Here is a 14,858-nt window from a genome sequence, read left to right on the forward strand (position 1 = left end):
CTTTCTTTATTTTCAATTTAGAAAACAATTACTAACTTAACAGAGTTATCTACACCAAATATTTAATGGAAATAATACACATAAGCGCCGAGTGTTACCCTGCTGCAAAAGTTGGCGGATTAGCCGATGTGGTTGGGGCTTTACCGAAATACCAGAATAAAATAGGCCACATTGCCAAAGTGGTTGTGCCTGCGTACGATACAAAATTTATCCGCGAAAGCGAGTTTGAAGTTGCTTACGATGCGTGGTCTAACTATGGTAATCACCATTTTCAATATAGAGTACTTAGAGAAAAAACAAATAAATTAGGGTTCGATTTATATTTAGTTCATATTCAAGGCTTAACAGATAGACCAAATGTTTATGGCTATGCCGATGATACAGAAAGATTCGTAGCTTTTCAAATTGCTACTTTAGATTGGATTGCACAGTGGGAGCATCGCCCAGATGTTATCCATTGCCACGATCACCACACAGGTTTAGTGCCATTTATGGTTGCTAATTGTCTCAAATATCAAAATATCAGCAAAGTTCCTACAGTTTTAACCATTCATAATGCGCAATATCAAGGTCAGTTTGGTTGGGATAAATTATATTACCTGCCTGCTTTCGATTTATGGAAAGGTGGTTTGCTGGGATGGGAAGATGCAATTAATCCTTTAGCTGCTGCCATTAAATGTGCGTGGCGAGTTACAACTGTATCGCCAAGTTATTTAGATGAAATGATGAATAATGCCCGTGGCTTAGAAAGTTTACTAAGACAGGAACGTTGGAAATCGTCAGGAATTTTAAATGGAATTGACAGCGAGGTTTGGAATCCGGAAACAGACCCAATGCTTGGTAAAAGTTACAATTTAAAAACAGTAGAAGCTGGAAAAGCAGCAAACAAAAAAGCGCTTTGCGATGTTTTTCAACTAGATTCTTCTAAACCACTTTTTACTTTTATAGGCAGATTGGTTGATGAAAAAGGCGCTGATTTGCTTCCTGATATTTTTTACACAGCTTTACAACGACACGGCGATAATATCAATGTTCTTGTGTTAGGTTCTGGAGATAATTGGGTTGAAGGCAGATTAAATCAGCTTAAAGATATTTACGGAGGGAAATACAATGCGTACATTGGTTACAATGAGCAAGTCTCTCACGAGATTTACGCAGGTGCAGATTTCCTTTTAATGCCATCGAGAGTTGAACCTTGTGGTTTAAATCAACTATATGCATTGCGATATGGAACAGTTCCAATCGTTCGCAGAGTTGGGGGATTGAAAGATACCGTAATTGATATTGGTGATGGTGGCTTTGGTTTGTGCCACGACCAAACCAGCATTTGGGATGTTACCCATGCCATAAATCGTGCTGTAGAATTATTTAACGATAAAAAGGCTTTTAAAGCTGTACGTAAAACGATGATGAAAATTGACCATTCGTGGGATAAGGCAGCAACAAATTATATAGAATTATACCAAATATTAAAATAAGCTTAAACATGACTGACAAAGTTTTAGGCGTTATCCTTGGCGGTGGCCAAGGCTCTAGATTATCGCCACTCACACAAACACGTTCAAAACCGGCAGTTCCAATTGCAGGTAAGTATCGGTTGGTAGACATCCCAATTTCTAATTGCCTTAATTCCGGCATCCACCGTATGTTTGTGCTGACACAGTTTAATTCAGCATCCCTAAATAAACACATTAAAAACACCTATCACTTTAGCCATTTCAGTACGGCTTTTGTTGATATTCTTGCGGCAGAACAAACCGTTCAAAACGCAGGTTGGTTTCAAGGAACTGCAGATGCGGTGCGCCAATGTATGCACCACATTGTTTCGCATGAGTTCGATTACATCTTAATTCTTTCTGGCGACCAATTGTACCAGATGGATTTTAAAGACATGATTGAAAAACATATCGAGGCAAACGCAGAAATTACCATTGCAACTATCCCGGTTACGGCTAAAGATGCGACTGATTTTGGTATTTTGAAAGCTGATGAAGAGAATATGATTACTTCTTTCATCGAAAAACCTAAAACAGGTTTAGAGGATTGGGTTTCTGATACCGGAGAAGAAATGCAAGGCGAAGGACGTAATTTCTTAGCTTCAATGGGTATTTATGTTTTCAATCGTGAATATTTAATCAATATTTTAAATGAAAACGAAGAGGAAAAAGATTTTGGTAAAGAAATTTTGCCTAGAGCAATTGAACAAAGTCGTGTTTTAAGTTATCAGTACGAAGGTTATTGGACAGATATTGGTAACATTTCATCATTTTTCGAAGCCAACTTAGGCTTAACAGATGAGATTCCGAAGTTCAACATGTTTGATAGTAATCATACTATTTTCACCAGAGCTAGGATGTTGCCTCCGTCGAAAATTTCGGGTACAACTTTAGAAAAAGCAATTATTGCCGAAGGTTGTATTGTACAGGCAAGTCGCGTAGAACATGCTGTTTTAGGTATTCGTGCTCGCATTGGTAAGCACACGGTGGTAACTAATGCATACATTATGGGTAGCGACCGTTATCAAACTTTAGAAGAAATTCAATTGGAAACAGGCAAAGGAAATGCACTTATTGGTATTGGCGATAGATGTTACATTAACAACGCTATTATAGATAAAAACTGCCGTATCGGTAACGATGTAAAGATTAATGGTGGTCCGCATTTAGAAGATGGTGACCATGAGCTTTATGCTGTTAAAGATGGCATTGTAGTAATTAAAAAAGGTGCTGTTTTGCCAAGCGGAACGGTAATTTAAGATAATCATTATCATTAAAAGGCCAGTCTTGAATTTTCGGGACTGGCTTTTTTGTTTCAACCTCTCCCTATCGAAGGTTATTGTATTAAATTCTTCTGTGCTGTTCCTCTCCTTAAAGAGAGGGATTTAAGGTTTAGTAAATTGAACCCTTGGTTTAAGGTTAAGGGAACAGAATTTTGTTATCGCTATTTAAAATTCAGTAATTTAAATCCTGGTTAAAAGCACAAATTTTGGTTCCCTCTCTTAAAGGAGAGGGATAGTAGTCATTAGCCAAATTACTTCCTTTAATAGGGAGAGGTTTTTTTGAAAGTGAACGTTCAGTGTTTCATTGCCGATTTCGGCCCTGCTTTTCGTTTCAATTTTTTTAACTTCTGTCATTCCGAGGAACGAGGAATCTGTTTCATCGGTTGCAGATGCTTCGTGCCTCAGCAAGACAGGAAATTCAAGGTTGCTGCAAATAAAAAATATTTCCACTTCAATCAGGCTTATTTAACAAAGTTTGTTCCAAGCAAGATGCATATAAACCTTTAATGACTAGGATTTCCATCCAGTTAAGCCTAATTACTAAATCTTCGTTCTACTTCGAACCAGCCTAACAAATTTTTCGGGATAGCTTGTCAAAGCCAAACCACAAACTTTAATAGAAAAATTTTCAGCTGGCAATTTTGTTTCTTTTGTTGTCAAAAGAAAAAGGCCCGTCTGGCCAAGACAAATAAACACCCCACCATGCGGGCGCTACTCTAAAAGAGGGGAATGCAAACTGCAGAAGCCTAAGACCTTAAAACACTATATTAACTAACTTCAATCAGGCTTATTTAACAAAGTTTGTTTCCACCAAAACTGTCAAATCTTCCTCATTAAATAAGCTTTTTCACATTAATACCAACAATTTACCTCTAAGCCTGTTAGTTTATAAACACACAAAAAATTGCTTATGGCTGAACAACATCTGTATCAAACCGGAATAATAGGAAACTGTGCTTTTATGGCGCATGTAAATAAAAACACCGATATATCTTGGCTTTGCTGGCCTCGCTTCGATAGCTCTTTCATCTTTGGAAGTTTATTAGATAAGAAAAAAGGCGGTGAGTTTTCCATCTTACCAGAAGGAGAATATTCATCAAATCAATATTATATAGAAAACACCAATGTTTTAAGAACCGAGATTACTGCTAATGACGGTAAATATCGCATTACGGATTTCGCACCAAGATTTTTTCTTTACGAACGCTACTTTAAACCCCTCATGTTCATCCGTAAAATCGAACCGTTAGAAGGAAATCCACGGATTACCGTAAAATGTGAACCTGTTTGCAATTATGGTAAGGATAAAATGGTAAGAAGTCGCGGCAGTAACCATATCGATTATGCAGGTTGCGATGAAAACATCAGATTAAGTACTAACGTTTCTTTAAGTTATATAATTGATGAAAAGGCATTTGTACTGAATGAAGCCAAATATCTCATCATGACTTATGGTCAAAATTTAGAGGCACCAGTGGTTACCACAGCAGAAAATTTTCTTCGAGATACGGTTGCTTACTGGAGAAAGTGGATTAAGCATTCTTCAATAGCAGGATTTTATCAACCTTTGGTAATTCGCTCTGCTTTGGTTTTGAAAATACATCAATATGAAGATACAGGCGCATTTATTGCTGCAAGTACAACCAGTTTGCCTGAATCACCGGGCAGTACAAGAAACTGGGATTATCGTTATTGCTGGTTACGAGATTCACATTACGTGCTCACATCTTTAAACCACATCGGGCATTTTGAAGAAATGGAGAAATATTTCAGTTATCTATCTGATATTTCTCATGCAGAAGATGAACGTTATCAACCTTTATATGGCATTGCTGGTGAAAGAGAAATCGTAGAAACCACATTAGACCATTTAGAAGGATACAGAGGTGAACAACCAATCCGAATTGGAAACCAGGCTTACGAACATATTCAGAATGATATTTACGGTCAGGTTTTAACTTCAATGTTGCCACTTTATACCGACCATCGCTTTGTTTTTTCAGAGCGCAGCGATTCGGTAAAATGGATTGAAAGCGTATTATCAAAAATTGAAAGAACCATTGATGAAAAAGATGCTGGAATTTGGGAGTTTAGAAATATCGCAAATATGCATTGTTACAGTAACTTGTTTCAATGGGCTGGTGCACACGCCGCTTTAAAAATGGCTAAAACTATTGGAAGTCAGGATTTTGAAAATAGAGCACAGGTTTTAATTGATAAAGCTGCGGCACATATAGAAGCTTGTTACGACCCTGAAAGAAAAGTTTACACCAATGCAGTAGGAAGCACACATTTAGATGCGAGTACTTTGCAGTTAATTATGATGGGTTATTTAGACCCTGCATCAGACAGAGCAAAAGACCATTTAATTGCTTTAGAAAAGGAACTTAGAACAGAAGATGGGTTGTTCTACCGTTACCTGCACGCCGATGATTTTGGTAAACCGAAAACTACATTTTTAATTTGTGCCTTTTGGTATGTTGAGGCTTTGGCTTGTGTGGGTAGGGTTGATGAAGCAATTAAAGAGTTTGAAAACATCATTAAATATTGCAACCATCTTTTACTTTTTAGCGAAGATGTGGATGCGAAGACTGGTAGCCAATGGGGTAATTTCCCGCAGGCATATAGCCATGTTGGTTTGATGAATGCCGCTTATCGCATTGCGATTAAATTAGATCGACCTGTGTTTTTGTAAGTTTATTTAACTATTATTTCCCGCAGATTTAAGAAGATAAGCGCAGAACAGTCAGCGTAAATCTTCTTAAATCTGCGGGATTTTTTAATGAAAAAAGGTCTGTGAAGACACAGACCTTTGCATATGTTTTTACATATAATTTAATAAAAGTTGTCACATTGAGCTTGTCGAAATGCTTTAAGATGTTCTTCGACAAGCTCAGAATGACAATCAGACTAATCCCTTTCTACAAGTTCTTCCTTAACCAAACTCCAAAGAAGTTTTCTAACCTCTTTAAAATCGTTTAGATAATACTTCGCTTCAGATAAATTATTGCCGACTTTAACAGTTATAGCATCTTCCGGTAAAGCTTTAAAAATATCTTCATCGGTATGGTCATCGCCAAGCGCCATTATAAAGTCGGGATGTTTATCATATAGCCAGTTTAAAGCAGCTTTTCCTTTATTTACTTCAATATTTTTAAACTCGATTACTTTGTTTCCAGGCATTAGTTGCAAACCTTTATCAGCAGCTAAAATTTTCATGTGACTCACAATTTCATTAGCCCTTAAATCGCCTAAACCTTCTTCCGCTTTGCGGTAATGCCAAACTAGCGAGTAACTTTTTTCTTCGATAAAAGAACCTGGTGTTCTATCTGTGTAAGTTTCTAAAAGTGTTTTTATTTCGCTTTTCCATTGGTCGGTAAGTAATGGAAGGCAATTCCATTTATCGCCATAGGTTTTTTGCCATGCGCCATGTTCAGCAATTAAATCAACTTTTAAATGGCCAAACCATTTTTCAAGTGTCTCATTTCTTCTTCCGCTAATAATCACAACAGTATTTGCTTTATCAAGCGTGAGGTTTTCAATCAAATCATATAATTCTTCGTCAGGCGATGCATCATCAATATTTCCTGTAAAATCTACCAGCGTTCCATCATAATCGAGAAATAAAACCCGATTATTTGTTTTTGCATATTTAGAGGCTATAATTTCGTTAACAGAATTTACGGCATGTTTTGTTTGTAAGGATTTTTGAGAATCTTTCACTTCGTTTAATCTTAAAATAAAATTGTTTACCCAATGTTTTACATTGAATTTTTCTACGATTGCTCGCATGGCTTTCATGCGATGTTGCTGCTCATCAACAGGCATTTTTAGAGCAGTCACAATGGCTTCCATAATGTCGCCAAGGTTGTTCGGATTTACTAATAATGCATCGGTTAATTCTTTTGAAGCGCCTGCCATTTCGCTTAAAATCAATACACCATCTTCGTTGTTTCTGCTTGCTACATATTCTTTACTCACTAAATTCATACCATCACGCATTGGCGTAACCAAGCAAATATCGGCTGATGAATAAAGCGCAGAAAGTACTTCGATTGGAAAAGAACGGTAAAAATAATTTACCGGAATCCAATCCATAGAGCGGTAACGGGCATTCAAATTTCCAACGAATTGGTCAATCTGGTCGCGAAGTTCGCTGTATTGTGGAACGTTATCTCTCGATGGAACCACAATCATAAACAATTCGATTTTGCCGATATATTCTGGATGCATCTGTAAAAGAAGTTCAAGCGCTTTTAATCGCTCTAATATTCCTTTGCTATAATCCAATCTATCAATAGAAAGTATAATTTTTACATCTTCTTTGCCTTGTTTAAAGAAATCTATTTCTTTCTTTACAGCTTCAGTTGAGGTTAAAGATGAGAATTTATCGTAATCAATCCCCATTGGAAATGCTTCGATTACAATTTGCCTTTCGTTGCTATTTAATACGTTTGATGATGAATTTACAGGCAACAAACGCGTAGCCGTACTGATGAAGTGGCGCACATCATCATAGGTATGAAAACCGATTAAATCGGCTCCAATTAAACCGTTAAGTAATTCTTCACGCCAGGGAATTAACCTGAAAATTTCATAAGATGGAAATGGAATATGTTGGAAAAAACCAATGGTAGAGTTAGGTAGTTTTTCTCTTAAAATTCCAGGCAATAAAAGGAGTTGGTAATCTTGAATCCAGATTTTATCGGTTCTATTAAGTACCTGCATGGCACTTTTAGCAAATTTTTCATTTACCGACTGATAGGAATCCCAATAGTTTTGTTCGTAATGAGCGTAAGTAACGAGGTAATGAAAAACAGGCCATAAAACTTCGTTTGAAAAGCCTTCGTAGTATAAATTTATTTCTTCTTGGGTAAGGAAAACAGGGTAGAGGTTTAGCTCGCCTAATTTTTGAATTACTTCTTCTTGTCGGTCTTCCGGAACTTCAATTCCAGGCCAGCCAACCCAAATGGAGTTGCCGGTTTTGTACACGTCACCAAGTCCGGTGGCAAGTCCGCCTTCGCTTGGAATAAACGTGTACTCGTTGTTTTCTTCGATGATTTTAACGGGTAGTCTATTCGATATTATAACTGTTTTCATGCTTGTATTTGATGTATCCACATAAATAAAAGCCATTTAAACACATTTTGTTTGAATTTTTATATTTCCGTACATTCAAATGATGAAGACTTCAATAAAGATTTTTATTATTTTAAGCATTAAAATCAGACTATGAGTATTCCGTATTTGTTAATTCTATTTAGATTCCTTTTGGCGCCAAGTATTCTTTTAATGGCTTGGACAATGGGTGAGGATGCAACTAAGATTATACTTGTGTTAATGTTCTTGGGTTTATTGTCTGATATTTTTGATGGGATTATTGCGAGAAAGCAACAGGTTTCTACTGAAAAAATGAGGAGATTGGACAGTCAAACTGATTTAGTTTTTTGGTTAAGCGTAGCGCTAAGTTGCTATTTAATTTACCCACATTTAATTGCAACAAAAAAGTTGGGTGTAATTGCATTGTTAGTTATGGAAGGACTTTGTTATTCGGTTAGTTTAATCAAATTTGGGAAAGAGACTTGTACACATGCATTTTTATCGAAAATTTGGGGCTTAACTTTACTGGCAACTTTTACTTCGCTGTTAGGTTTCGCCTTTGGCGGATGGATTTTGGCAAGCTGTATCGTAATTGGAATAATTTCTCAGCTCGATGTAATTCTAATTATACTCATTTTGCCAAAATGGATGCATGATGTGCCAAGTTTTTATCATGCCATTTTAATTAGAAAAGGTATTGCGTTTAACAAGAGTAAGTATTTAAACAGTTAGTCTGTTTTGTTTTTTGCAGGAGCGGAACTTAGTTAATAAGCCCGATTGAAACGGACACGAACGTAGAGAGTAAAGTGTAAAGCGGGGCAGGTTTTAACTAAGTGCTTCTGCCTGTAAACTTTCAAAAAAAACTGTTATATGTATGTTGGCTAGGTAATTTAGAGCAAACGATGCACAATCAAGTTGAGTATAAGATGTGAAAATATGCTAAACATAATTAAACAAAAGAGAGAAAGTAGTTTGTTCGTTTGGTGTCGAGACAACTTCAATGCTTCCGCGGTGCATTTTCATAATGTTTCTGCTAATTGTTAATCCAATACCAGAGCCATTTTTTCTGGTTGTGTAAAACGGAACAAAAATTTTCTCCAAATCGTCAATTTCTATACCTTTTCCATTATCACTCACATCGATATAAAGTTTTGTGTTTTCTAATCGATATTTAACAGAAATATAAGGATTTTCATTATCCTCAACCGAATAAATGCTATTCGTTATTAGGTTGATAAGCACTTGCTCGATTAATTTTAAATCCAGCTTAACCGTAATTTTCGACGAAGTTTGCTCGACATCTAAAACAACATTTTTAACTTTTGCAAAAGGCTGCATAAGCACTTTAATGTGTTTCAAAATTTCACCAATTGTATGCGATTCTAAATTTGGAGTTGGTAGTTCGGCTATCAGGCGATAATCTTTCACAAAATCTAACAATCCTGATGAGCGACGTTTAATGGTTTGCAAAGCCATTTTTAAATCTTCCATTTCATCCTGATTAAGATTTTCCTTATCGGTAACCATGCTGTTTATCGTATCAGATAATGAACTTATCGGAGTAATGGAGTTTAATATTTCATGAGAAATAACCCCGATTAACCTGTTCCATGCTTCGGTTTCTTTCTGTTCAATTTCATCTTTAATATTTTGAAAGCTGATAATTGTGTAGTTTTTTCCGTAAAGATTTAATGGGATAACTTCTGTTGATAACTGAATTAATTTTTCCTGAATTTTAAGTTCAAGGAAGCGTTTTCCACCAGCTGAAATTTGTTCGACTTCGGTTGCAAAATTTGGCAGATGTTGTTTTAATCGATGCCAATATTTATAAGCAGGAACACCTAATAAATTGGATGCCGCCTGATTAAAGAACGCAATTTCTTCATTGTCTTGCTCCGTTTTGGTATGATTAACTACAATAACACCAACAGGAACTTGCTCTAAAATGGTTTTAATGAGTTGAAACATTGCTTCCTGCTCCAAACGAATTTGTTTATGTACCTGAAGAATTTCTCCAAAGGATTCGTATAATTCTGGAAAACTTCCTTTTGTAGCTTTGTTTTTGAAATTTAGTGTATGGTCGCGGGTTTTTACAGCCAGAATAAAGCGTTTAATGTCTGAACGGATTTCATTGATGTAAAAGTAAAGCGAAATTATTGAACCTAACAGAATTAAACTAACACCAATAATGGTAAACCATAACTGTGTATTCTGGATTAAGTAAAAAAGCAAGAAACTTAACAGATTAATAATTATCAATCTGAATATTAAACGAAAAGTAAAACGTTTGTAAAACATGTTTTTTAGCTTAAGGCTTAAAGCGAAAAGTCCAAAGCTTTCTGCTTTAGTCTTTCAGTTTTGAACTTATATCCCAAATTTCTCAATTCTTCTATACAAAGCTGCTCGTGTTAAGCCCAATTCTGCAGCTGCTTTTGATATATTTCCTTTGTGTTTATCTATGGCTTTTTGCACCATCATCTTTTCCATATCGCCTAATGCCATTTCATCAGGTATAGCATTATTTTGAGCAAATCGCTGCGGACTAAGTTGTAAATCTTGCTCCGTAATTTCATTTCCATCGCTCATAATCACTGCCCGTTCTAATACATGTTGCAATTCCCTAACATTTCCTGGAAAGTTATAGTTTAACAATACATCTTTTGCTTGGGTGTTTAAACTTCGCAATTCTTTGTGGTATTTGGAACTGAAAACCTGCATAAAATGATTTGCCAAAAGCAAAATGTCATTTCCACGTTTGCGTAAAGGCGGTAATAATAATTCAACGGTGTTAATTCTAAAAAGTAAATCCTGGCGGAAAGTATTTTTAGCAACCATTTCATTCAAAGGCATATTGGTTGCCGTTATTAACCTAACATTTACTTTGCGTTCTTTACTTTCGCCCAATCGTGTAACTGTTCGGTTTTGTAAAACACTTAAAAGCTTGGCTTGTAGCGGGAGCGTTAAATTTCCAATTTCATCTAAGAAGATTGTTCCACCATCTGCTAATTCAAATCGGCCGGGTTTGTCTTCTTTTGCATCGGTAAAAGCACCTTTCGCATAACCAAAAAGCTCACTTTCAAAAAGATTTTCGTTTAATGAACCTAAATCTACATGCATAAAAACCTGATTTTTGCGCTGCGAACTTCCATGAATTTCGTAAGCAAAAACTTGTTTTCCCGTTCCGTTTTCTCCTAGTATTAAAACATTTGCATCAGTCGGCGCAACTTTTATTAAGGTATTTTGTAAGTTTTTGATAACATCAGCTTCGCCAACAATATATTCGAAACCTCTAGTCATATCCTTTTGTAGGGATGTATGAATTTTTTCTAATTTTTTAACTTTTCTGTTAGATTCTCTCAGTTTTGATGCCGCAGATATCGTAGCAAAAAGCTTTTCGTTTTCCCAGGGTTTAAGGATAAAATCGGTTGCACCTTTTTTAATTGCTTTAACTGCAAGTTCTACATTTCCAAATGCAGTCATTAAAATAACAATGTAATCTTTATCTATCGATAAAATATGTTCCAACCAATACAATCCTTCCCGTCCATCGCTTGCACCTTTTTGGTAGTTCATATCCAAAAGAATAATGTCAACTTCGTTTTTACTTAGCAAAACATTAATTTCTTTTGGCGATTTGCAGGTAATTACCTGTTTAACTTGTTGTTTTAAGAACAAACGAGCACTTAAGAGGATGTCCTCGTCATCATCAATAATTAAAACTGTGGTGTTTAGCATGGTATATTATTTTAAAACCTCTCCCTATTAAAGTTAGTAGTTGCTGTTATTTTTCTGCTGTCCCTCTCCTTGAAGAGAGGGAGGTATTGGTAATGTGGTTTGAACCCAATTTTGTTTATGTATTTCAAATAAAACCTCTCCCTATTAAAGTTAGTGGTTGCTGTTATTTTTATGCTGTCCCTCTCCTTGAAGAGAGGGAAATGTTGGTAGGGTGGTTTGAACTAATTTTATAAAATTTTTACTCACAATGCTATTTATATTTTATACCCTCTCTCTTCAAGGAGAGGGGATGAAGGGGAGAGGTTTTTTTATTTTTCCAAATGCCCTTTAATCTCGTTCAAAACCATTTCCAAATTATTACTTACCTCTTCATTAGTAAATCTCAAAACTTTTATCCCCAACTGTTCTAATTCATAACCTCGATTATTATCATATTCTTTATTATCAGGGTTATTATGGATTCCGCCATCGACTTCAATAACTAGTTTAGCTTCATGGCAATAAAAATCAGCAATATATTTATCTAAAGGATGTTGTCTTCTAAACTTAAAACTACTAAGTCGCTTTCTCCTTAAGGCTTGCCATAAAATATCTTCTGCATCTGTCCCTACTTTTCTTAACACTTTTGAAAACTCAAAAAGTTTGTGGTTAGCACCTTTAAAAAGTTCATCGCCATACTTTTCCATATCTTAATTAAAAAAAATCCTTATTAAATCTAGATTAATTTTTTTCTAAAGTCTTTTACTTAAAAAATTATAAACCATGATATCTATACACCCAGACCCCTCTTTTCGCGGAGAGGGGATGAAGGGGAGATACCTTCTTACGCCCAAAAATAACCAAACTGTCCGCTCTCGCACATAAACTGTTCGATAATGAACATCATAAAATTAATAAAAATTATAATTAATTGATTATTAGTGTTTTAAATGTGTTTGGTGTGTTTGGCACAAGCTTGGTTATTAAGCAAACCGAACAGTATTACCAAACAATGGATAAAAAAATAGAGAAGAAAAGATTTAGCACCAAAACCCTTTTAATATTAGGTGGGGCGATTGCTTTTGTGGCAGTTGTAATCTATGGATATACTTTATCTTTAAAAAAGACTTATAGTGCCGATGCCGATAAACTAACGATTAGCAAGGTTGAGTACGGCGATTTTGAAGATGTTGTTTTGTTAAATGCGAGTGTTGTTCCGTTAACATCTGTAATTGTAAGTTCTTCAGAAGGAGGTACGGTTGCTCAAATTTTTACCGAAAATGGCGCATCTGTTGTAAAAGGAACACCGCTTTTGAGAATTGAAAATTCTAACGCAATGATGGGTTACACCTCTCAACAAACAGCAGCTACCGAGCAAATTAACCAGTTGCGTAAATCTAGATTAGATTTAGAGCAAAATCAAAGAATATTGAATCAGGATGTTTTAGATGTAGAAAATAATCTTCGTACTGCAACGCGTCAATACAGAATAGACAGTGCTTTGTTTACAAAAAAAGTTATCACACAGCAAGAATTTAATAAATCGAGTCAGGATTACGAATATTATCAAGGCAAGCTTAAAATTGTCCGTCAGGCGATTAAACAAGAAAACCAAAGCCGCAAAATGCAGCTTTCTCAAATCGACCAATCAATGGCTCAAATGAATGAAAGCTTGGAAATGATTCGCCGGAATATTGAAAATATGACGATTAAAGCCCCTGTTTCTGGTAAATTATCATCTTATGACCCGGTTATCGGAAAATCTTATAACTCAAACGAAATGATTGGAAAAATTGATGTTTTACAAGGTTATAAACTCCAGGCTGGTGTTGATGAATACTATATTAACCGTGTTAAAGAAGGGCAAACTGCAACCTGCGAATTTAACGGCAAAACATACAACTTAACAGCAAGCAAAGTTATTCCTGAAGTTACTGCAGGGCAATTCCAAGTTGAGATGATTTTTAAAGGTGCTGCGCCAGAGGGATTACGCCGCGGTTTATCGTTACAAACAAAATTAACTTTATCTGATAACAGCAAATCACTATTGCTCGCTCAAGGTCAGTTTTTCCAAAGTACAGGCGGTTCGTGGGTATTTGTGGTAAACAATGGTAAAGCAATTAAGAAAAATGTTAAAATCGGCAGAAAAAATTACCTGTATTACGAAATATTAGAAGGTTTGAGCAAAGGTGATGAAGTAATTACATCTTCTTACGACCAATTTAGCCAGTACGACCAAGTAGAGATAAATAAATAAGGTGAAAGGTGAAAGGTGAAAGGTGAAAGGTGAAAGGTGAAAGGTGAAAGGTGAAAGGTGAAAGGTGAAAGGTGAAAGGTTTCAAAAAATAGGAATTCAAGTTAGCAAAAATATAATCAGGTCTTGATACTTGATACTAAATACTCGATACTAAAAAGCTATGATTAAAATAGAAAATCTGGAAAAAGTTTATAAAACTGAAGAAGTAGAAACTACGGCGTTAAACGGAATCAATCTTCATGTAAAAGAAGGCGAATTTGTTTCAATTATGGGGCCTTCTGGTTGTGGTAAATCTACCTTGTTAAACGTAATGGGCTTGTTAGATAAGCCAGAAAGCGGTAGCTACAAATTTATTGATACCGAACTTTTAACCTTAAATGATAGAGAACGCTCTAATTTTCGTAAGCGAAATATGGGTTTTGTTTTCCAGAATTTTAACCTGATTGATGAGTTAACCGTTTTCGAAAACATAGAGTTACCGCTGATTTATAATAAAATTCCTGCCGGGGAACGTAAAAAACTGGTTAACGAAATCATCGAAAGGATGAACATCGTTAACCGAAGCGGTCACTTTCCGCAACAGCTTTCTGGCGGTCAGCAGCAGCGTGTTGCCGTTGCAAGAGCTTTGGTTACTAAACCGAAATTAGTTTTAGCCGATGAGCCGACTGGTAATTTGGATAGTTCTCACGGTAATGAAGTTATGGAATTGCTTTGCGAACTAAACGAAACCGGAACAACTATCGTGATGGTAACGCACTCCAGTCATGATGCAAGTTTCTCTAACAGAATTATCAACCTGAAAGATGGTCATGTGATTTCTGAGAAAGTTAACAAAAGCAGAAACGAGGAATTGATTTAATTGAGTTAAAGGTTGCGAGTTATCTGTTACAAGGCTGGGCGCTTTAAATTACAGAACAAATTTTTCAACCTTAAAAATAGTTTTAGTTTAATGATAGGCCAACCGAAATCTTCCTGGATGGGAAGATTCGGATAAGGCGCTAAAAGTTT

General features: G+C 35.8%; 10 protein-coding genes. 6 read left to right on the forward strand and 4 right to left on the reverse strand.

All coding sequences use genetic code 11. The annotated features are described in order from the left end of the window. The first annotated feature begins 65 nt into the window (after nt 1–65). The 3 genes from ACO05K_RS03235 to ACO05K_RS03245 all read left to right on the forward strand — a co-directional run bounded on the left by ACO05K_RS03235 (nt 66) and on the right by ACO05K_RS03245 (nt 5,474). Nucleotides 66–1,478, forward strand: a complete 1,413-nt coding sequence (locus ACO05K_RS03235; RefSeq protein WP_421943030.1) for a glycogen synthase — start codon at nt 66–68, stop codon at nt 1,476–1,478. An 8-nt stretch (nt 1,479–1,486) separates the two neighbouring features. Continuing rightward, the gene (locus ACO05K_RS03240) at nt 1,487–2,755 is read left to right on the forward strand and encodes a glucose-1-phosphate adenylyltransferase (RefSeq protein ID WP_421943031.1); all 1,269 of its coding nucleotides are present in this window, start codon (nt 1,487–1,489) and stop codon (nt 2,753–2,755) included. Between the two features lie 934 nt (nt 2,756–3,689). Continuing rightward, nucleotides 3,690–5,474: a glycoside hydrolase family 15 protein gene (locus ACO05K_RS03245; protein ID WP_421943032.1), complete on the forward strand. Its 1,785-nt coding sequence runs from the start codon at nt 3,690–3,692 to the stop codon at nt 5,472–5,474. Between the two features lie 215 nt (nt 5,475–5,689). Here ACO05K_RS03245 and ACO05K_RS03250 read toward each other — a convergent pair whose 3' ends face one another. Continuing rightward, entirely contained in the window at nt 5,690–7,879 is a 2,190-nt protein-coding gene (locus tag ACO05K_RS03250) for a bifunctional alpha,alpha-trehalose-phosphate synthase (UDP-forming)/trehalose-phosphatase (protein WP_421943033.1), read from the reverse strand. Nucleotides 7,880–8,011: 132 nt separating this feature from the next. On the opposite strand from ACO05K_RS03250, the gene ACO05K_RS03255 reads away from it, so the two are divergent. Further along, nucleotides 8,012–8,611, forward strand: a complete 600-nt coding sequence (locus tag ACO05K_RS03255) for a CDP-alcohol phosphatidyltransferase family protein (protein ID WP_421943034.1) — start codon at nt 8,012–8,014, stop codon at nt 8,609–8,611. A 207-nt stretch (nt 8,612–8,818) separates the two neighbouring features. Here the strand turns inward: ACO05K_RS03255 and ACO05K_RS03260 are convergent, their stop codons facing one another. The 3 genes from ACO05K_RS03260 to ACO05K_RS03270 form a co-directional block, all read right to left on the reverse strand. Continuing rightward, the gene (locus ACO05K_RS03260) at nt 8,819–10,177 is read right to left on the reverse strand and encodes a sensor histidine kinase (protein ID WP_421943035.1); all 1,359 of its coding nucleotides are present in this window, start codon (nt 10,175–10,177) and stop codon (nt 8,819–8,821) included. Between the two features lie 66 nt (nt 10,178–10,243). Beyond that, nucleotides 10,244–11,614 (reverse strand): sigma-54-dependent transcriptional regulator, encoded by a 1,371-nt coding sequence (locus tag ACO05K_RS03265; protein WP_421943036.1) that lies wholly within the window; start codon nt 11,612–11,614, stop codon nt 10,244–10,246. A 308-nt stretch (nt 11,615–11,922) separates the two neighbouring features. Further along, nucleotides 11,923–12,300, reverse strand: a complete 378-nt coding sequence (locus ACO05K_RS03270) for an endonuclease domain-containing protein (protein ID WP_421943037.1) — start codon at nt 12,298–12,300, stop codon at nt 11,923–11,925. 305 nt (nt 12,301–12,605) lie between these two features. Here ACO05K_RS03270 and ACO05K_RS03275 point away from each other — a divergent pair, with 305 nt between their 5' ends. Together ACO05K_RS03275 and ACO05K_RS03280 are read left to right on the forward strand one after the other, a co-directional pair. Then, the gene (locus tag ACO05K_RS03275) at nt 12,606–13,850 is read left to right on the forward strand and encodes an efflux RND transporter periplasmic adaptor subunit (protein WP_421943038.1); all 1,245 of its coding nucleotides are present in this window, start codon (nt 12,606–12,608) and stop codon (nt 13,848–13,850) included. A 160-nt stretch (nt 13,851–14,010) separates the two neighbouring features. Continuing rightward, entirely contained in the window at nt 14,011–14,709 is a 699-nt protein-coding gene (locus tag ACO05K_RS03280; RefSeq protein ID WP_421943039.1) for an ABC transporter ATP-binding protein, read from the forward strand. Nucleotides 14,710–14,858: the final 149 nt, after the last annotated feature.

This window comes from Pedobacter sp. (assembly GCF_965227205.1).
Taxonomy (GTDB): Bacteria; Bacteroidota; Bacteroidia; order Sphingobacteriales; family Sphingobacteriaceae; genus Pedobacter.